The organism is Microbacterium laevaniformans (genome assembly GCF_016907555.1).
GTDB lineage: Bacteria > Actinomycetota > Actinomycetes > Actinomycetales > Microbacteriaceae > Microbacterium > Microbacterium laevaniformans.
In genome coordinates this window covers 754,895-773,509 of sequence record NZ_JAFBCE010000001.1, presented here as the reverse complement: position 1 = coordinate 773,509, position 18,615 = coordinate 754,895, and the positions used below count along the sequence as shown (strand labels likewise).

The window sequence follows — 18,615 nt, the reverse complement described above, 5'->3', positions numbered from 1 at the left end:
CCGCGGCATCCACCGGTATCGCGGTCGCTCAGCGGGTGGTGCCGTGGACCTTGGGGAGCGCGCCGCCGGCGGCGGCGTTGCGGTCGGGTCGGAAGTTGGAGAAGTCGGCCCCGTCGACGCCCTTGACGAGTGCGAGCTCGTCCTCGATGAGGGCGGCCTCCCACTCTTCGGGGCCGACGAGCGGCAGACGCACGCGCGGGCTGGAGATGCGGCCCAGGCCGTGCAGTATGTACTTCGCGCTCACCGTGCCGGGCACATGGGTCATGACGGCGCGGACGAGCGGTTCGAGCTGCTGGTGCGCGGCGGTGGCGGTGGCCAGGTCGCCGCGGTTCACGGCATCCACGATGACGCGGTAGGGCGTCGCCGTGATGTTCGCCGTCACGCCGATCAGGCCCGACGCGCCGATCGACAGGTGCGGCAGGACGTTCGCATCGTCACCGGAGAAGTACATCAGGTCGGTCTGGTTGAGCACCCGGCTGACCTCGCTGAAGTCACCCTTCGCGTCCTTGACCGCGAGGATGTTCGGGTGGTTGGCGAGCCGCAGGATCGTCTCGTACTTGATCGGCACGCCGGTGCGACCGGGGATGTCGTAGAGGATGACGGGAAGGTCGGTGGCGTCGGCGACCAGACGGAAGTGCGTCAGGATGCCGGCCTGCGTCGGCTTGTTGTAGTACGGCGTGACGATCATGATGCCGTCGGCGCCGGCCTTCTCGCTGGCCTTGTAGAGCTCGATCGCGTGGGCGGTCTCGTTCGAGCCGCCGCCGGTGATGATCTTCGCCCGGCCGGCGGAGACGGACTTTCCGACCTCGACGAGCTTCAGCTTCTCGGGATCGGTGAGGGTGCTCGTCTCGCCGGTGGTGCCGGTGACGACGATGCCGTCGGCTCCGGCGGTGATGACGTCGTCGATGTGCTTCTCGACGGCGGGCCAGTCGACTTCACCGTCGGCCGTCATCGGAGTGACGAGCGCGACGAGGACCTGTCCGAAGGGATTGCCCGAGTGCGTCATGCCTCCAGGCTACCGGCTCGCGGCGACCCCGTCGGAGCAGACCACGGGCGCGTCATCCCCGTCCGTCACCGTCCGGTGCGGGCCGTCACCGTCCGGTGCGGGCCAGACGGGCGGCCAGGGGGCTCGGCAGCAGACGCATCGCCGCCACGAGCAGCTTGTAGCGCACCGAGGCGCAGCCCTTCGCGGACGACGTCCGCGGCGTCGAGCCACATCACCGACGGGATGCCTTCCCGCCCCTGCGGCAGTCCCAGTCGCTCGTGGAAGTTCGTGTGCGTGAAGCCGGGGCAGAGCGCCGTCACGCTGACGCCGCGCGGCGCGTAGACCACGTTGGCCCACCGGCTGAAGGAGATCACCCACGCCTTGACCGCGCCGTACGTTCCGCGAGGCATGAATCCCGCGACCGAGGCGACGTTGACGATGCGCCCGTGTCCCCGCTCGAGCATGGCGCCCAGCGCGGCGTGCGTCAGGTGCATCGTCGCGCGCACGTGCAGATCGAGATGACGCTGCTCGTCGGTGATGTCGCCCGCCGCGAAGTCGAGATCGAGTCCGAATCCGGCGTTGTTGACCAGGATGCCGATCGGCCGATCGCGGTCGGCGACGCGGGCGACGACCGCGGCCAGACCGTCATCGGCGACGAGGTCCGCCGCCAGCACCTCGACCTGAACACGGTAGTCGGCGCCCAGGCGCTCGGCGATGTCCCGGAGTGCGGCGCGGTCACTGCTGGTCGCTGCTGCTCGCCGTGCGAACCGCTCAGGGACGGATCAGCGTCAGGAACCGGTAGGGGATGCCTGTGCGCGAGACCGACCATCCGTCCTTCGGGTCCACCCGCGCCACGCTCCAGCCGTGCCGCTCGGGGGCGAACGTGTCACCGTCGACCTCGAGATCGAGCTCGGTGACCTCGAGCACGTCGGCGCGCGCGATCGCCTCGGCGAACAGCCCCGCTCCCCCGATGACCCAGGCCGATTCTTCCCCGTGCACGAGCTCCAGCGCCTGATCGAGCGAGACGGCCCGCTCGGCGCCGTCGTCCTGCCAGGAGTCGTTGCGCGTGACGACGATGTTCCGGCGACCCGGAAGGGGCCGGAAGCGGGGCGGGAAGGACTCCCACGTCCGGCGCCCCATGATGACCGGATCCCCCATCGTCGCGGCGCGGAAGTGCGCGAGGTCTTCCGGCACATGCCACGGCATTGCGCCGTCCTTACCGATGACGCCGCCGCGCGCCTCGGCCCAGATCAGGCCGAGCCGGGTCATACCGCGACCGCGGCCCGGATCGTGGGGTGGTGCTGATAGCCCTCCACGACGATGTCCTCGTACGTGTAGTCGAAGATCGACTCGGGCGTCCGTGCGAACGAGAGGCGGGGATACGGATACGGCTCCCGCGTGAGCTGCTCGCGGACCTGCTCGAGGTGGTTGTCGTAGACGTGGCAATCACCGCCGGTCCACACGAAATCGCCGGGCTCGAGCCCCGTCTGCTGGGCGATCATCATCGTCAGCAGCGCGTAGGACGCGATGTTGAACGGCACACCGAGAAACATGTCGGCGCTGCGCTGATACAGCTGGCACGACAGCTTGCCGTCCGCGACGTAGAACTGGAACAACGCGTGGCAGGGAGCGAGTGCCATCTGCGGGATGTCGGCCGGGTTCCACGCCGACACGATGAGCCGGCGCGAGTCGGGGTTGGCGTGGATCTGGTCGATGACCTGTGAGATCTGGTCGATCTGCTCGCCGGACGGCGTCGGCCACGAGCGCCACTGCACTCCGTAGACCGGCCCGAGCTCGCCGTCGGCATCCGCCCATTCGTCCCAGATGGTCACACCGTGCTGCTGGAGCCACGAGACGTTCGACTCACCTCGCAGGAACCAGAGCAGTTCATAGGCGATCGACTTCATGTGCACACGCTTTGTCGTGATGAGCGGGAAGCCCTGCGACAGGTCGAAACGGATCTGGCGTCCGAACACACTCGTCGTGCCGGTGCCGGTGCGATCGTCCTTGTGTACGCCGTCGGCGAGCACCTCGCGGAGGAGTTCTTCGTAGGGGGTGGGGATGGATGCCGCGCTCACGCCAGCCACCCTACCCTCGCCCGCCAACGCCGGGACTGTTACGCACGGCCCGTCATCGGAGCCGGTGCACCTCCGGAGGCGGTATCGTGGCAGACCGTGAACATCGTCGATGCCGTGCTCGTGCTGACCGCACTGCTCGCCGTGACCCTCGCCGTCGGACTGCTGCTGCGGTGGACGCAGAATCGTCCCCGCCGCGCCTCGACCGATGAAGTCGTGGAACCGCGACGCCTCGGAGCCGACGCCCTCGGCGAGCGGGCCACCCTGCTGCAGTTCAGCACGCAGATGTGCGCGCGCTGCCCCGGCGTGCACCGCGTGCTCGGATCGATCGCCGACACCCATGACGGCGTTATGCACCTGGACGTCGACCTCACCGACCGTCCCGACATCGCGAAGCACTTCCACGTGCTCCAGACGCCGACGACGTTGATCCTCGACCGCGACGGGGCCATCCAGACCCGCTTCGGCGGCACCCCCAGCCGCAGCGCGATCGAGCTGGAGCTCGGACGCGTCACCGGCACCCCCGCCGCCGTCTGAGGGGCCGCTCCTGCCACCAGCCCGACCGGTTCCGTGGGGGCACGGGCCCGTCTAGGCTCGGATGCACACCGCCGCCACGCGGCCCGCATCCGACACGAGGAGCACACATGAGCGTCACGAGCGAAGCGTCCACGAGCTGGAAGGGCTCCCTCACCGACGGATCCGGCGAGGTCGCCCTGGAGAGTTCGAACCAGGGTCCGTTCGCCGTCAACTGGAAGGCCCGCAGCGAAGGCTCCTCATCGGTCACGACGCCGGAGGAGCTGCTCGCCGCGGCGCACTCCTCGTGCTTCAGCATGGCCCTCTCGCACGCGCTCGCCGGCAACGGAACGCCCCCGGAGAGCATCGAGACCACGGCATCCGTCACCTTCATCCCGGGCACGGGCATCACCGGCTCGCACTTGAACGTCAACGCGGTGGTCCCGGGACTGTCGGCCGAGGACTTCGCCCGCATCGCGGGCGAGGCGAAGACGGGCTGCCCCGTCTCGGCCGCCCTGGCCGGCATCGAGATCACGCTCGAGGCGACGCTTGCCTGAGAACGACCCATCGCGCGCCGAGGGGCGCGTCGTCGTCGCGGGAGCCTCCGGTCTCATCGGCCGCGCTCTCGTGGCGAGCCTGCGCGCCGACGGCATCGCCGTGACGCGCCTCGTGCGCCGCGTGAGCGCCGCGCCCGACGAGATCTCCTGGGATCCGGCCACCCAGCCGCTGCCCGCGGCCGCACTCGAAGGCGCGCGAGCCGTCGTCGGGCTCAATGGCGCAACGCTCGGGCACTTTCCGTGGACGCGACGGTACAAGCACGATCTCGTGTGGTCGCGGATCGCGCCGACCCAGGCATTGGCGGCAGCCGTGCGCGCCCTCGGCGATGATGCCCCGCACTTCGTGTCGTCGTCCGCGGTCGGCTACTACCCATCGGCGGCGGGAGTCACCTTCACGGAGTCGTCGCCCCGCGGAGACTCCTTCCTCGCAGACCTCTGCGGCGAGTGGGAGACGGCCGCGACGCGCGGCGCCGGGGATCGTGCCCGCGTGTCCCTGCTGCGGACCGCGCCGGTCGTGCACGCCGACGGTGTTCTCAAGCCGCTTCTGCTGCTGACCAAGCTCGGCGTGTCGGGCCCGATCGGGCGCGGAACCCAGGTCTGGCCGCTGATCTCTCTCGACGACGAGGTCCGCGCGATCCGCCACGTCATCGACAACGGCCTCGTCGGCCCGGTCAACCTCGCAGGACCCGAGCGCACGACCGCCAACGATCTCGGGTTCGCTCTCGCGAGGCGGATGAATCGCCCTTACCTCCTGCGCGTACCGGAGTGGGCGCTGAAGCTGGTCCTCGGGCGTGACGCGGCAGAGGGACTGCTCACGTGCGACATGAATGTGGTTCCCGAGGCGCTCACGGCATCCGGCTTCGTCTTCTCGCACCCGACGGTCGAGGATGCCGTGGCCGCCGCGGTGCCGGCCTGATCAGCACGTCGGCGGGTTCTTCTCGAGCGTGATCGCCCGTCGGATGGCTTCGCGGGCGCGGCGTCGATCACCGGCGCCGTCGTAGGCCAGCCCCAGCCGGAACCAGACGCGCCAATCGGTGGGGTGCGCCTCGACGTCGTGCCGGTAGTGCGGGAACACCGCATCGGCCTGCGCACGGTCGGGACGGCCGCTCACACGGACATCCATCTCCTCGCTCGGGAGCGCGCCTTCGGCCTCCAGCCGCCTGGCGAGGCGCTCGGCGCTGCTCCCGAATGAGAGCTCCCGCCAGAGCGCCCACCCCGCGATGACGGGCAGGACGAGCAGCGCCACACCCATGGCGACGCCGATGATCTGCCCCGAGATCAGCAACAGCCACGCGCGCTGCGCGACGAGGACGATGTAGAGGACGAGCAGCGCCGCCATGACGGCGACGCCCGCGCGGGCCTTCATGCCCCGGTGGCGCGGGCGACTTGCCCGGGAACGGCGCCCTCGTCGACGACCTCGATGACCGGCGCTGCGGGGCGCGGCGCGCCGAGACCGAGATCGATGAGCGCGTCGAGGCCGATCGTCACCCCGCGCGCGTCCCGCGCCGCCGCAAGGGCGACGCGGATGCCGGGCGCGTACGCGCGCGCCGGCTCGATCGTGTCGTGGACGATGGTCAGCGACTCCCCCGGCCCCGACAGGATCGTCTCCTGCTTCGCGATGACACCGGGTCGTCGCAGAGAGTGGATGGGAACACTGGCGACCTGCTGGCCGCGCGCCCTCTGGTCGACGTGCGGCGATTCGACCGGGCCGACCCCGACGCGAGCGTCGGCGATGAGTTCGGCGGTGCGCACCGCCGTGCCACTCGGCGAGTCGACTTTCGTCTCGCGATGCGTCTCGACGATCTCGACCGAGGGGAACAGAGGTGCCGCCGCCGCCGCCAGTGCCGTCGCGACGACCGAGCCCAGGGAGAAGTTGGGAATGAAGACCGCCCCCGTACCCGCCGCCTCGACGAGGGGGCGCACCAGCGCGATCCGTTCGGTCGACCAGCCCGAGGTGCCGACGAGCACGTTCTTCCCGCGTTCGATCGCCGCCCGCACCACATCGATCGACACGCCGGGTGTCGACGCGTCGACGACGAGATCGGCCGCGTCGATCTCGGCGAGATCGCTCGCAGAGCCGAGAACGGCGACCGTCTCGAAGTCGTCGAGCTCATCGATCACGCCGGCGATGATCGCACCGAGCTTGCCGGTGCCGCCCACGAGGGCCACTCTCGTCGTCATGGTTCCAGCCTAGGCCGTGCGACCGACACGGTTACGCTCGAGGGATGGTGCTGCTCCACGCCCTCGCCGCCGACGACCCGCGCGCACGTGCCGTCCTGGAGGAGTACTTCCGGATGCGCGCCGACGCGTTCCCTCAGGGGCAGGCGTACCGTCCGGTCTTCCCCGCGGCATCCGTCTTCACGCCGCCGGCAGGCGTCTTTCTCGTGCTCGTCGACGATGACGGGGCGGATGCCGGGTGCGGCGGCATCCGCAGGGTCGAGGACGGACCGGCGGGCGTGCGGTACGAGGTCAAGCATCTGTACCTGCAGCCGCGCACCCGCGGTCGCGGCTGGGGTCGGCTGCTGCTGGACGCGCTCGAGGAGCGGGCCCGCGCGTTCGGCGCGGCAGAGCTCGTGCTCGACACCCACCACACGCTGGAGGCCGCCGGCGCGCTCTACGCACGGGCCGGTTTCACCGCCATCGAGCCCTACAACGACAACCCGAACGCGACGCGCTGGTACGGCAAGGTGCTCTGAGCTCGGGCGGCTGCATCGACTGACCGGCCGAGGCGCGTGGAAGGATGTCGACATGCCCGCTGGGGAACACGACGTCACCGAACTCGTGGAGGCCATGGCCTGGTGGCGCGCCGATCTGCCCCGCGCACGAACACTGCTCGCCGACGCGGCAACGGCGGCGCTGATCGCCGGCAAAGGCGGCGACGACCTGGTGCAGCTGGCGCTGATCGATGAAGCCGCAAGCCGGTTCGACGTCGACACGTTGATCGACCGGGCAGCGATTGACGCGGGCATCGCCGAGGCCGTTCACGCGGACCTCGACCCGGTCGTCACGCGTCGGCTGTGCCGCCTCGTTCTCTGTGATCAGCTGAGCCCGCGTGAACTCACACGGTGGGCACACTCCCGGTACCATCACGACTCCGGCGACCAGGCGATCGATCTGCTGGCGGTGCTCGACGACGAGTACGACGACATCGCCGAGGTCGACGGGGAGCTGGCGCCGCTCGTCGCGGAGATCCGCCGCATCGCCACGCGGATCCTCGCACGCAGCGACTGATCAGCCACGCGGCGTGTTCACAACTCCGGAGTTTCGTCGACTCGCGCCCGGGTTTCCGCGCGGGGGCGCAGGCGTCCCGACGGCCCGGCGAGAATCTCCGGAGTTGTGAACGCGGACGACCGATCGCGCAGCGGCGGATGCCGGGCCCCTGAAGCGGTCGCCGCTCATGCCGCGTTCGCTCAGACCGGAGGAACCTCGGGCAGGCCCGTACGCAGCTCCATCGGCAGATGGGCGAGGTCGTTGTGGGTCACGAGAGCCCAGGGTCGTCCCTTGCGCTGCGCGAGCACCGTCAGCCCGCAATGGGCCTGGTTGATGGTCATCCAGCGCCAATCGGGCGCGTCGAGCACCTCGCGGACGAACCAGGCGATCACCGCGTTGTGGGTGATGAGCAGCTCGTGGGCCGCGGGCTTTCGCACGAGGAACTCCGCGACCGCGTCCCCCATCTGCGCCCGCCCGGCCTCGACCTCCGCCTCGGTGTAGGACCCGAAGAACGGCTCGTAGATCGACGGCGTCTCGGGCAGCATCCCGGTGGGGATGCAGTCGAACAGCAGTGCGGACGGCTTCGGGGTCACCGAGGGAAGGCGGCCCGACACGGCGCGAGCCGTCTCGGCCGCGCGCTCCAGGGGCGAGTGCCACACAGCATCCAACGGCACGCCGGAGAGGCGGTCGGCGAGAAGCTCCGCCTGGCGTCTCCCCCGCGGCGACAGCGGCCCGTCTTCCAGACCGTGCTCCGCGTCGAGATGTTCTCCGTGTCGCACGAGGTACAGGTAATGCGTCACGTCATACTCGTCTCGCCTGGGGGTGGGGCAGCTCCCAGCCTACGTCAGGCGGTCGACGTCGACCCGGGTCTTGACACGGGAGGCCGCGCCGCCTCTACTGCGTGGCGCGCGAGATCTCGCCCAGGTGGGAGCGACTGAGCCGCGCGCCCACACCCTGCACGAGTTCTTCGACGTGGGCCACGGCAAAGACGTTCACGATGGGGGCGACCACCGCGCGCTGCGCCAGCAGCCAAGCGATGGCGACGGCGGACGGCGGCACCGACAGTTCGTCACCGATCCGGTCCAGCGCACGCAGCGTACGCGATCCGCGCCGGTTCATGGCCGCAGCCAATTGGATGCCGCGTACCGAATACGCGACCTGCGCACGGTCGCGGTGCACCCCGGCGAGATAGCCGTGCTCGAGCGCCTGCGAGGGCGTCACGGCGATACCCTGCGCGCTGGCCACGAGACGCAGATCGCCATCGAACTCGGACTGCCGAAGGATGTTGTACGGGACGTCCAGCACCGTGAGGCGGGGGTAACCCGCCGATGCGAGAATCCGGGCTTCGACCAGCTGGGCGGCCGTGTGGCCGTAGGCTCCCACGGCGCGCACCTTTCCCGACTCGATCAGCCATTCCACCGTCGCCAGGGTGTCTTCGAGGGTTGTCGCGTCATCCGACAGCGCGTCGAGGTAGAGCAGGTCGATCCGGTCCGTGTGCAGGCGCGTCAGCGACGCCTCGACCGCGCGGATGAGGTTCACCGGTCCGAGCCCGGGGTGGTCGGGGTTGGCTCCGACACGAACGGCGACGACGATGTCGTCGCGGATGCCGCGGCGCTGCAGCCACTGCCCGACGATGTGCTCGCTGCGCCCCGCCGCATATCCGTCGGACGTGTGCACCGCGTTGCCACCACGCGCGTGGTACGCGTCGAGAATCGCGTGCGCGGCGGTGAGATCGACATGCCAGCCGAACTCGGCGGCACCGAGGAGGAACGGAAAGACCTCAAGCCCGGACTCGCCGAGCGGAACGCGGATGCCGGCTCCCACGGGTGCCCCCTGAACGGGAATGGGAGCGGAGGGATGCGCGGGCGGCGCGGTTCTGACGGCCGTCGGTGTCGCGCCGATACCGAAGTAACCCATCCGTTCACCCCCTTCACGAACCGCGGATGCGGTGTCGCTCTTCTTGTCTACCCACCCCCCGATGCGTAGTTCCGAGGGTAGGGCAGACGCGGGTACGGTCCGCGCATTGAGCCCAACGAACGGTAAACATTCCATAACGCTTGCGTCACGGCGTCGCTGTGTGCGGGGGCGGTGTCCCCCATCCGGCGGACACCGGATGAACGAACGGATGCCCGCCCCTCCGAGACGGGAGGAAGCGGGCATCCGTGTCCGGGTCGCCGCCGCGGCACGCTCAGGGTGCATCCCTCAGCGCCGGGCGACGAAGAACTCAGCCTTCGGCGGGGGCCTCCGGGCCTTCGCTGGCCGCCGCACGGCCTTCCTGGTCGGCGGCCTCTTCGAGCACCGGCTCGAGCGAAAGCTTGCCGCGGTCGTCGATCTTGGTGATCTTGACGAGCAGCTTCTGGCCGACGCCGAGCACGTCTTCGACGTTCTCGACGCGCTTGCCACCGGCGAGCTTGCGCACCTCACTGATGTGCAGCAGGCCGTCCTTGCCGGGCAGCAGCGAGATGAAGGCACCGAACGCCGCGAGCTTGACGACGGTTCCGAGGAACTGCTCGCCCACCTCCGGGTTGGTGGGGTTGGCGATCGCGTTGACCTGAGCGCGCGCGGCCTCCGCCGACGGGCCATCGGTCGCGCCGATGTAGACGGTGCCGTCCTCCTCGATGGAGATCTGCGCGCCGGTCTCGTCCTGGATCGCGTTGATCGTCTTGCCCTTCGGGCCGATCAGCTCACCGATCTTGTCGACGGGGATCTGCACGCTGATGACGCGCGGCGCGGTCGGCGCCATCTCGTCCGGTCCGTCGATGGCGGCGTTGAGGACGTTCAGGATCGTCATGCGCGCGTCCTTGGCCTGCGTCAGCGCGGCCGTGAGCACCGACGACGGGATGCCGTCGAGCTTCGTGTCGAGCTGGATCGCCGTGACGAACTCGCTCGTGCCTGCGACCTTGAAGTCCATGTCGCCGAGGGCATCCTCGGCGCCGAGGATGTCGGTCAGCGCCGCATAGCGGGTCTGGCCGTCGACCTGGTCGGAGACGAGGCCCATCGCGATGCCGGCCACGGGGGCGCGCAGCGGCACACCCGCGTTGAGCAGCGACAGCGTCGAGGCGCAGACCGAGCCCATCGACGTCGAGCCGTTGGAGCCGAGAGCCTCGGAGACCTGACGGATCGCGTAGGGGAACTCCTCGCGGCTGGGCAGCACCGGCACGAGGGCGCGCTCGGCGAGGAAGCCGTGCCCGATCTCACGACGCTTGGGCGAGCCCACGCGGCCGGTCTCACCGGTCGAGTACGGCGGGAAGTTGTAGTGGTGCATGTACCGCTTGCTCGTCGTGGGCGACAGCGAGTCGATCTGCTGCTCCATCTTCAGCATGTTCAGCGTGGTGACACCCAGGATCTGGGTCTCGCCGCGCTGGAAGATCGCGGAGCCGTGCACGCGCGGGATGACCTGGACCTCGGCATCCAGCGGACGGATGTCCGCCAGGCCACGGCCGTCGATGCGCACACCCTCGGTGAGAATGCGGCTGCGCACGATGAGCTTGGTGACCGACTTGTAGGCGCCGCCGAACTCGGCCAGTGCGCTCTCGGGCAGCTCGCCCGCCTCGACGGCGGCCACGAGCTGCGCCTTGACGTCGTCCTTGACGGCGTCGTCGGCGTTCTGGCGCTCGATCTTGTCGGCGATCTGGTAGACCGGCACGAGGCGATCGTAGGCGCGACCGGCGACGAAGTCGTAGGTCTCCTTCGCGTACGCCGGGAAGACCGGGTAGGGCTGGATCTCCTTGGCCGCGGTGTTCGCGACGACGTTCTGCGCGGCGACGAGCTCCTTGATGAAGGGCTTGGCGGCCTCCAGACCCTGCGCGACGATCTCCTCGCTGGGCTTGGTCGCGCCGGCCTTGATGAGGTTCCAGCTGTTCTCGGTCGCCTCGGCCTCGACCATCATGATCGCGACGTCGCCGTCCTCGAGGACGCGACCGGCGACCATCAGGTCGAACACGGCCTCCTCGACCTGCGCGGCCGTCGGGAAGGCGACCCACTGGTCGGCGTGCTCGCCGTGGCCCGGGATGAGCGCGAGGCGGACACCGGCGATGGGGCCGGAGAACGGCAGGCCGGAGATCTGCGTCGACAGGGATGCCGCGTTGATCGCCAGCGCGTCGTAGAACTCGCCCGGGGCGATGCTCAGCACGGTGACGACGATCTGGACCTCGTTGCGCAGGCCGTCGACGAACGACGGGCGCAGCGGGCGGTCGATGAGGCGGCACACGAGGATCGCCTCGGTGGAGGGACGGCCCTCGCGGCGGAAGAACGATCCCGGGATCTTGCCGGCCGCGTACGAACGCTCTTCGACGTCGACGGTCAGCGGGAAGAAGTCGAAGCCCTCACGCGGGTGCTTGCCCGCGCTCGTGGCCGACAGCAGCATGGTCTCTTCGTCGAGGTAGGCGGCGACGGCACCCTGTGCCTGCTGCGCCAGTCGTCCGGTCTCGAACCGGATCGTGCGGGTGCCGAATCGGCCGTTGTCGAGAACGGCTTCGGCGGCGGTGATTTCTGGACCTTCCAAGAGGTCTCTCCTTCTTTGTTTAGACTCGCGCGCGCGTTTCGCGCACGAGATCGTGCGAAGGAGCAGGAACAGGCAGATCCAGACGCGCGGCGGCTCCGCGTGCGGCGCCGCCGGGACGATCAGCGCTGGCCACCAGTAGAAAGCCACCGTTCGCATCGGATCGTGTCGAACGGGAACCCACCACAGGGGACCAGCTTCCTGCCGGCCTGCTCCGGATGCCGCGGAAGATCCACGGCAACCTGCTCAACCCTATCAGTCGCACCTCGGCGTGCGTATGGTTGATGCCATGAGCACCGACGACACGACGGCATCCGAGGAGATGAAGCGCAAGTTCAAGGAGGCGCTCGACAAGAAGAACGCGCAGCGTCGCACCGGAGAGGCCCACCTCGACGGCGACTCCGCGGTGCACGGCACCCACGGCGCGGTCACGAAGCGGGAGTTCCGACGCAAGAGCGGCTGACGTTCGCTCCTCATGGCTGCGCCGCGCGCGTGCGCGCGGTGGATCCTCCGGCCGGCAGTTCGATGTAGTCGGTGTGCTTTGCGGTGATCTCGTCGCCCGCTGTGCGTCCGCGCAGGCGCCGCCAGACCCAGGGCAGAGCGTCGCGCAGCAGCCAGGTCCCGGAGACCGGGCGGTCCTCTTCCGCGTGCAGGGCGGCATCGAGCGCCCCGAGCGTTTCCACATCGGGCAGCCCGAGCACCTCCGCGGCGCGGTACGAGACGAAACGGTGGCCCCGCGAGCTCAGGTGCACCTTGTCGTGCGCCCACTTCTCGAGTTCCCCGACGTCCGGATCGCTGTCGAGGTCGAGCAGGAACGCCCCGTGGGCCGACGCCGTCTCGCGCAGCCGCTCGGCGAAACGGGCGAACCGGCGCGCGAAAAGGCCCGATGCGCGACGAGCGGGAAGAAACGGTGTCACGAGCAGCACGTCGCTGCCGGCGGCCCGCAGCGCGCCGACGGCGTCGTCCAGGCGATCGGCGAGCGCGTCGGGATCGGCGCGATGCGACACGAGGTCGTTCGCGCCGATCAGCACGGTGGTCAGATCCGGCGCGAGCTCGAGAGCCCGTGGCAGCTGCTCCTCGAGGAGATCCCCTACTCGGCGGCTGCGGACGGCGAGGTTCGCGTAGCGCACCGTCGACGACGACCGCTGTGCAAGGAGCGTCGCCAGACGGTCGGCCCAACCGCGGTACTGGCCTTCGGGCATCCGTGACGTGTCGCACAGGCCCTCGGTGAGCGAGTCGCCGAGCGCCACGACGCGGCTCCACGACCGGGGTGAGGGCGCGGGCGCGAGGGATGCCGGGTGCGGCCCCGGTGTGCGCGCCGCGTCGGCGGCATGCAGCTGCTGCGCCTCGAGGTAGTAGCCGTGGAGCACGTCGACGAGTGCCGGCCAGGTGCGTCCTTCGACGCCGGCGCGCGCCGCCGTACCGAAGGCGCGCCGCTTGGTCACGTCTCCGACGAGGTCACGCACGCGCTCACGCAGATCGCCGAGATCTCTGGGCCGGTAGAGCCAGCCGTCCACGCTGGAGCGGACCAGGTCGACGGGGCCGCCACGTCCGGTGGCCACCACGGGAACCCCGCTGGCGTGCGCCTCCTGGATCGTCTGACCGAACGTCTCGCTCTCCCCCGGGTGCACGAAGACGTCGAAGCCGGCCATCGCCTGGGCGAGCTCCAGACCCGAGAGGTGGCCGAGGAACACCGCGCCCGGCAGCGTGCGCTCCAGCCGTGCACGCGCGGGCCCGTCGCCGACGATGACCAGCCGCACGCCCGGCATCCGGGCGATCGCGGCCAGATCCTCCACCTGCTTCTCGGGGGCGAGGCGCCCGACATAGCCGACGATGACCTCGCCGGGAGCGATCCAGTGGCGCCACGCGTCACTGCGGCGGTCGGGGTGGAAACGCTCGGTGTCGACGCCGCGACCCCACAGGCGGGTGCGATCGACGCCGAGCTCGTGCAGCTGCGCCAGCGCCGACGACGACGGGGCGAGGGTGAGAGTCGCACGCGCATGCAAGCGGGCGACGTGCGCCGCGGTGACGGCCGTCGCCCGCGGCAGACCGTACTTTCTGGCGTAGGCGATGACGTCGGTCTGGTAGACGGCCACGGTCGGCAGGTCCAGGCTCGCCGCCGCTGCAACGGCACGCCAGCCCAGCACGAACGGCGAGGCGAGGTGCACGACGTCGGGACGGTAGTCGCGCAGGATGCCGGCCAGGGTTCCGGTGCGCCCGAGCGCCACGCGGACCTGTGGGTAGCCCGGCAGCGGCATCGAGGGCAGCAGACGAGTCTGAGCGTCAGAGCGCGCCCCCGGAGCGCCCGGGGCGACGACGAGGGCCTCGTGCCCGCTCGCGGTGAGATGGCGAACCGACTGCAGCACCGAACCGGTGACCCCGTTCATATGAGGCAGGAACGACTCGGCGACGAACGCGACTCTCATGGGTCCAGCGTTGCGGCTGCAGCGCGTGCGACGGGGCCGAATCGGCCTCGGGAACACAGTGTTCGCCGAACGGTCCCGCGGCGGCCATCCCGACGTCACCGTCGCACGCGCCGTTCCCCGCGCGTTCACGACGGCGTGCTATTCCGAAGGCGTGACCGACGCGTGGCTGCAGGCCCTCGCCCAGAGTCCCTGGGCCCTCCCCGCGATGGCCGCCCTCGTCGTCGGCGACGCCTTCCTCGTCGTCATCCCCGGCGAAGCCGCCGTCACGACGCTCGGGGCGCTCGCCGTCGCGGAAGGCTCTCCCCCGCTCGCCGCCGTCATCGTCGTCGCGGCGGCAGCCGCACTGATCGGAGACCTCGGCTGCTACCTCGTCGGCCGCACCGCGGGCCTCGAACGATGGCGCTGGATGCGCGGTCCGAGAGTGGCGGCGGCTCTCGGCGGGGCGCGCAGCGCCTTGGACCGCCGCGGCGCGACGTTGATGTTCACGGCCCGCTTCATCCCGTTCGCCCGCCTCGCCGTGAATCTCGTCGCGGGCGCCTCGCGGATGCCGATGCGGCGATACCTGCTGCTGGCGGCGCCGGCGGCGAGCGCGTGGGCGCTCTATCAGGCCCTGCTGGGGGCGGCCGTCGCCGCACTGATCCCGGGCGGCACCGTCGCCGCGGTCATAGCCTCGGTCGTCGTGGCGATCGTGCTCGGCGCGGCGGCGGACGCGATCGTGGCCCGCGCACAACGGCGCCGCGCCCCCGACGCGTGATCGGGGGCGCGGCGCCGTTGTAGGCGGTTCGGGTCAGCGGACCCCGGCGCGCTCGCGGGCACGCTCCTGCTTCGCCTCGGCTTCGGCGATCGCCGCCTCCTCCAGCCCCTGGGTGCCGACCGCCGCGGTGTCGGTCGACATGCCATCGTGACCGTCGCCGGTGAGGGTGGCCTCGTCGAAGGGGATGCGGCCGGCGAGCACATCGCGCACGCGGTCACGGTCGATCTGCTTCGTCCAGGTGCCGATGAGGAGAGTGGCCACCGCGTTGCCGGTGAAGTTGGTGACCGCGCGACCCTCGGACATGAAGCGGTCGATGCCGACGATGACCCCGACACCGTTGACCAGATCGGGGCGGAACGCCTGCAGACCCCCGGCGAGGGTCGCCAGGCCCGCACCGGTGACGCCCGCGGCGCCCTTGGAGGCGATGATCATGAACACCAGCAGGCCGATCTGCTCGGGGATCGACATCGGCATCCCCATCCCCGTCGCGATGAACAGCGACGCCATCGTCAGGTAGATCGCGGTGCCGTCGAGGTTGAAGGAGTAGCCGGTGGGCACGGTGATGCCCACGACGGGCTTGGACACACCGATGTGCTCCATCTTTCCGATCAGACGCGGCAGAGCCGACTCGGAGGAGCTGGTGCCGATGATGAGCAGGTACTCGCGCGCGAGGTACTTGATGAGGCTGAAGATGTTGACCCGGGTGACCGCGTACAGCAGCGACCCGAGCACGCCGATGATGAACACCGCGCACGTGATGTAGAAGGCGATCATCAGGATGCCGAGGCTCACGATGGCCGAGACGCCGGTCTTGCCGACGACCGCCGCGATCGCGCCGAAGGCGCCGATCGGAGCGAGCCAGAGGATCATTCCGAGGATGCGGAACACCAGCACCTGCAGCTGCTTGACCGCGAACATGATCGGCTCGCCCTTCTTTCCGAGCTGCTGCAGGGCGAAGCCCACCAACAGCGCGATGAAGAGCACCTGCAGGACGCTCGGGCCGGTGAAGGCGCTGAAGAACGTCGTGGGGATGATCCCGAGGAGGAAGCTCACGGTGTCGGTGGCCTCTCCGGACTTGCCGGCGTCGTACGTGGCACCGGCCATGTTCAGCCCTTCACCCGGGTGGATGATGTTGCCGACCACGAGGCCGATCGCGAGGGCGAAGGTCGACATCACGAGGAAGTAGAGCAGTGCGAGGCCCCCGATCTTGCCGACCGTCGCCGCTTTCGCGATCGATCCCACCCCGACGACGATGGTGCAGAAGATGATCGGCGCGATCATCATCTTGATGAGGTTCACGAAGGCCTTGCCGACCGGCTCGAGCCCCTTCGCGAACTCCGGCCAGACGAGGCCGACCACCGCGCCCAGGACCACCGCGATGATCACCGCCACGTACAGCCAGGTGTGCTTGTCCCACGAGCTCTTGCCGCGGCGCCAGTTGTAGCCGGGGAGCTTGAAAGATGATGTGAGGGCCATGTCCGCCTCCAGGTGTGAACGGGTCGTTGTTCGGGTGGCGCCGACGCTGGCGGCCACACGCACAGAGTACAGCGTCGGCCGCCTCGTGGTTCACTTGTGGTCGTATTGGTCCCGGCGGCCGCTCCGATACTCGTCGGGACGGCCGACGACCCGCCATCGACCGCCGAGGACGCCATGACCCGAAGAATCGGACGCAGCGCCGCGTCCCGGATCTTCCTGTGGCTGGCCGGCGCCGCTCTCGTGCTGGCTCTGGCCACCGCCGGACTGCTGGTTCTGGAGGCGCAGCGCACGGCACGCGCCGAGGCCGAGCGTGTGACGCAGGCGGTGTCGGCCACCCTCGCCGACCTGGAGGAGGTCTCCACGGCTCTCGCGCACAGCGAAGACGTCGCCGCCAGCCAGGCGCTGCAGCCGATGGCGACGGCGGTCATGTCGGACGCGGGTGTCGACTTCGTCACGATCATGGATGCCGACGGCATCCGCGTGACGCACCGCGACCCGGCGCAGATCGGAAAGCGCTACATCGGCACCATCCCGAACACGCCGACAGCCCTCACCGAAGAGTTCAGCGGGACCCTCGGACCGTCGCTGCGCACGATCGTGCCGGTGGAGGCGGGCGGACGCCTCGTCGGCTGGGTCTCGGTCGGCGTGACGATCCGAACGGTCACCGCGCACGTGGTGCCGCGGCTGCTCGTGGTCGCCGCCGTCGGCCTCGTGCTCGTCGGCGCCGGGCTCGCCGGCGCGGTGCTCGCCCGCCGCGCGACGCGCTTGGTCGCCGGCGACCTCCCCGCCGGCGCCATCCGCGACACCCTGGCATCCGCCGAGTCGATGCGCACGCTCGGCGAGGCCCTGCGCGCACAGACGCACGAGCACGGCAATCGCATGCACGCTGCCGTCGCACTCATCGAACTGGGACGCACGGATGATGCGATCGGCATCCTGACGGATTCGGCGCGTCAGAGTCAGGCGCTGGTGGACCAGGTCGCGGCCCGCACCGAGGGCGATCCCACCGTCGGAGCGCTGCTGCTCGGCAAAGCCTCGCAGGCGATGGAACGCGGGATCGACTGGTCGACCGACATCGCCCCCGACGCTCCCCGCTCGCTGCTCAGCCCGATCGACGCGGTCGCGCTGGTCGGCAACCTCATCGACAACGCCCTGGACGCTGCCGCGAGCGGTCCGGCGCCGAGGTGGGTGCGCGTGCACATGTCGCGCACGGCGGAGGACGAACTGCTGCTCACCGTCTCCGACTCCGGGGACGGCCCCGACGAGGAGGTGCGTGCACGAATGTTCGAGCGAGGATTCTCGACAAAACCGGCCGGCAGCGACGGTCGGGGCGTCGGGCTGGCGCTGGTGCGTGCCGTCATCGACGAGATCGGCGGGACGGTCACCGTCGAGATCTCCCCGACGACGTTCCGCGTCGTCCTGCCGACGGTGCGGTCATGATCGGCGTCCTGCTCGTCGACGACGAGGCGCTGACGCTCGAGCTGCACCGCTCGTACATCGAGCGGGTCGACGGTTTCGAGGTGGTCGCCGAGTGCGCGGGCGCGCGGGCCGCTGTCTCGGCGATTCTGGACGCGCCCGACCGGGAGCGCATCGACCTCGTCCTTTTGGACATGACCATGCCCGACGGCTCGGGCCTGGACGTCCTGCGCCACGTGCGCGCACACGCCGCCGACGTCGACGTCATCGCGATCACCTCGGTACGCGACGCCGGCGTCGTCCGTCAGGTGGTCGCCCTCGGCGCGGCGCAGTACCTCGTCAAGCCGTTCACCTTCGCGACCTTCCACGACCGGATGGAGCAATATCGCGCATATCGCGAGCGCGCCCGCGCGACATCGGGGGCAGCGACCCAGTCCGAGATCGACGCGATGCTGGGGGCGCTGCGTCCGACGGGCACGATCGGACTGCCGAAGGGGCTGTCCCCCGCGTCGCTGGAACGGGTGTCCCACGCCGTCCGCGACGGCGGCGGACTCTCGGCGACCGAAGCCGCCGACGCCTTGGGAATGTCGCGCGTGGCAGCCCGGCGCTACCTCGAGCACCTCGCCGAGGCCGGCCGTGTCGAGCGCACGCCCCGCTACGGCACGCGCGGACGGCCGGAGACCGAGTACCGCTGGAGATGAC

General features: G+C 70.1%; 20 protein-coding genes. 9 read left to right on the top strand and 11 right to left on the bottom strand.

The features are described 5' to 3' along the window. Positions 1-28: 28 nt before the first annotated feature. The 4 genes from dapA to JOE53_RS03500 form a co-directional block, all read right to left on the bottom strand. Positions 29-1,006 (bottom strand): 4-hydroxy-tetrahydrodipicolinate synthase, encoded by a 978-nt coding sequence (gene dapA / locus JOE53_RS03515; protein ID WP_036287248.1) that lies wholly within the window; start codon positions 1,004-1,006, stop codon positions 29-31. A 65-nt stretch (positions 1,007-1,071) separates the two neighbouring features. Further along, positions 1,072-1,689 carry an SDR family NAD(P)-dependent oxidoreductase gene (locus JOE53_RS03510; protein ID WP_233449720.1) on the bottom strand — a complete coding sequence of 206 codons (618 nt, stop codon included), beginning with the start codon at positions 1,687-1,689 and terminating at the stop codon, positions 1,072-1,074. Positions 1,690-1,756: 67 nt separating this feature from the next. Then, positions 1,757-2,254: a dihydrofolate reductase gene (locus JOE53_RS03505; protein WP_036287254.1), complete on the bottom strand. Its 498-nt coding sequence runs from the start codon at positions 2,252-2,254 to the stop codon at positions 1,757-1,759. Next, complete coding sequence (locus tag JOE53_RS03500) at positions 2,251-3,072, bottom strand: thymidylate synthase (RefSeq protein WP_204946804.1); 822 nt, start codon at positions 3,070-3,072, stop codon at positions 2,251-2,253. The genes JOE53_RS03505 and JOE53_RS03500 overlap by 4 nt, the downstream gene beginning before the upstream one ends. 87 nt (positions 3,073-3,159) lie before the next feature. Between JOE53_RS03500 and JOE53_RS03495 the strand changes: the two genes are divergently transcribed. The 3 genes from JOE53_RS03495 to JOE53_RS03485 all read left to right on the top strand — a co-directional run bounded on the left by JOE53_RS03495 (position 3,160) and on the right by JOE53_RS03485 (position 5,046). After that, on the top strand, positions 3,160-3,597 hold the full coding sequence (locus tag JOE53_RS03495; protein ID WP_061682139.1) for a TlpA family protein disulfide reductase: 438 nt from the start codon (positions 3,160-3,162) through the stop codon (positions 3,595-3,597). A gap of 107 nt (positions 3,598-3,704) precedes the next feature. After that, a complete protein-coding gene (locus JOE53_RS03490) occupies positions 3,705-4,130 on the top strand; it encodes an OsmC family peroxiredoxin (protein ID WP_061682140.1) in 426 nt (141 codons plus the stop codon). Beyond that, the gene (locus JOE53_RS03485) at positions 4,123-5,046 is read left to right on the top strand and encodes a TIGR01777 family oxidoreductase (RefSeq protein ID WP_061682143.1); all 924 of its coding nucleotides are present in this window, start codon (positions 4,123-4,125) and stop codon (positions 5,044-5,046) included. The genes JOE53_RS03490 and JOE53_RS03485 overlap by 8 nt, the downstream gene beginning before the upstream one ends. On the opposite strand, the gene JOE53_RS03480 is transcribed toward JOE53_RS03485, so the two are convergent. Then, positions 5,047-5,496: a hypothetical protein gene (locus JOE53_RS03480; RefSeq protein WP_061682145.1), complete on the bottom strand. Its 450-nt coding sequence runs from the start codon at positions 5,494-5,496 to the stop codon at positions 5,047-5,049. It lies immediately after the preceding gene. Next, positions 5,493-6,311 carry a 4-hydroxy-tetrahydrodipicolinate reductase gene (gene dapB / locus JOE53_RS03475; protein ID WP_204946803.1) on the bottom strand — a complete coding sequence of 273 codons (819 nt, stop codon included), beginning with the start codon at positions 6,309-6,311 and terminating at the stop codon, positions 5,493-5,495. The genes JOE53_RS03480 and dapB overlap by 4 nt, the downstream gene beginning before the upstream one ends. Before the next feature lie 44 nt (positions 6,312-6,355). Between dapB and JOE53_RS03470 the strand changes: the two genes are divergently transcribed. Both JOE53_RS03470 and JOE53_RS03465 read left to right on the top strand, forming a co-directional pair. Further along, entirely contained in the window at positions 6,356-6,826 is a 471-nt protein-coding gene (locus tag JOE53_RS03470) for a GNAT family N-acetyltransferase (RefSeq protein WP_204946802.1), read from the top strand. Positions 6,827-6,878: 52 nt separating this feature from the next. After that, positions 6,879-7,361: a hypothetical protein gene (locus JOE53_RS03465; RefSeq protein ID WP_204946801.1), complete on the top strand. Its 483-nt coding sequence runs from the start codon at positions 6,879-6,881 to the stop codon at positions 7,359-7,361. A 179-nt stretch (positions 7,362-7,540) separates the two neighbouring features. Here JOE53_RS03465 and JOE53_RS03460 read toward each other — a convergent pair whose 3' ends face one another. From JOE53_RS03460 to JOE53_RS03450, 3 genes are all read right to left on the bottom strand, one after another. Further along, positions 7,541-8,140 (bottom strand): histidine phosphatase family protein, encoded by a 600-nt coding sequence (locus JOE53_RS03460; protein ID WP_061682152.1) that lies wholly within the window; start codon positions 8,138-8,140, stop codon positions 7,541-7,543. 94 nt (positions 8,141-8,234) lie between these two features. Next, positions 8,235-9,257 (bottom strand): aldo/keto reductase, encoded by a 1,023-nt coding sequence (locus JOE53_RS03455; RefSeq protein WP_204946800.1) that lies wholly within the window; start codon positions 9,255-9,257, stop codon positions 8,235-8,237. 307 nt (positions 9,258-9,564) lie between these two features. Further along, positions 9,565-11,844: a polyribonucleotide nucleotidyltransferase gene (locus tag JOE53_RS03450; protein ID WP_061682154.1), complete on the bottom strand. Its 2,280-nt coding sequence runs from the start codon at positions 11,842-11,844 to the stop codon at positions 9,565-9,567. Between the two features lie 286 nt (positions 11,845-12,130). Between JOE53_RS03450 and JOE53_RS03445 the strand changes: the two genes are divergently transcribed. After that, entirely contained in the window at positions 12,131-12,304 is a 174-nt protein-coding gene (locus tag JOE53_RS03445; protein WP_162722461.1) for a DUF5302 domain-containing protein, read from the top strand. A gap of 10 nt (positions 12,305-12,314) precedes the next feature. On the opposite strand, the gene JOE53_RS03440 is transcribed toward JOE53_RS03445, so the two are convergent. Continuing rightward, positions 12,315-14,267, bottom strand: a complete 1,953-nt coding sequence (locus JOE53_RS03440) for a GDSL-type esterase/lipase family protein (protein WP_204946799.1) — start codon at positions 14,265-14,267, stop codon at positions 12,315-12,317. Between JOE53_RS03440 and JOE53_RS03435 the strand changes: the two genes are divergently transcribed. Beyond that, complete coding sequence (locus tag JOE53_RS03435) at positions 14,266-15,021, top strand: DedA family protein (protein WP_233449471.1); 756 nt, start codon at positions 14,266-14,268, stop codon at positions 15,019-15,021. The genes JOE53_RS03440 and JOE53_RS03435 overlap by 2 nt on opposite strands. Before the next feature lie 33 nt (positions 15,022-15,054). On the opposite strand, the gene JOE53_RS03430 is transcribed toward JOE53_RS03435, so the two are convergent. Next, a complete protein-coding gene (locus JOE53_RS03430) occupies positions 15,055-16,497 on the bottom strand; it encodes a cation:dicarboxylate symporter family transporter (RefSeq protein ID WP_036320258.1) in 1,443 nt (480 codons plus the stop codon). A 174-nt stretch (positions 16,498-16,671) separates the two neighbouring features. On the opposite strand from JOE53_RS03430, the gene JOE53_RS03425 reads away from it, so the two are divergent. After that, positions 16,672-17,937: a sensor histidine kinase gene (locus JOE53_RS03425; protein ID WP_204946798.1), complete on the top strand. Its 1,266-nt coding sequence runs from the start codon at positions 16,672-16,674 to the stop codon at positions 17,935-17,937. After that, positions 17,934-18,614: a response regulator gene (locus tag JOE53_RS03420; RefSeq protein ID WP_204946797.1), complete on the top strand. Its 681-nt coding sequence runs from the start codon at positions 17,934-17,936 to the stop codon at positions 18,612-18,614. Before JOE53_RS03425 ends, JOE53_RS03420 begins: the two co-directional genes overlap by 4 nt. The last annotated feature ends 1 nt before the right edge of the window (position 18,615 follow it).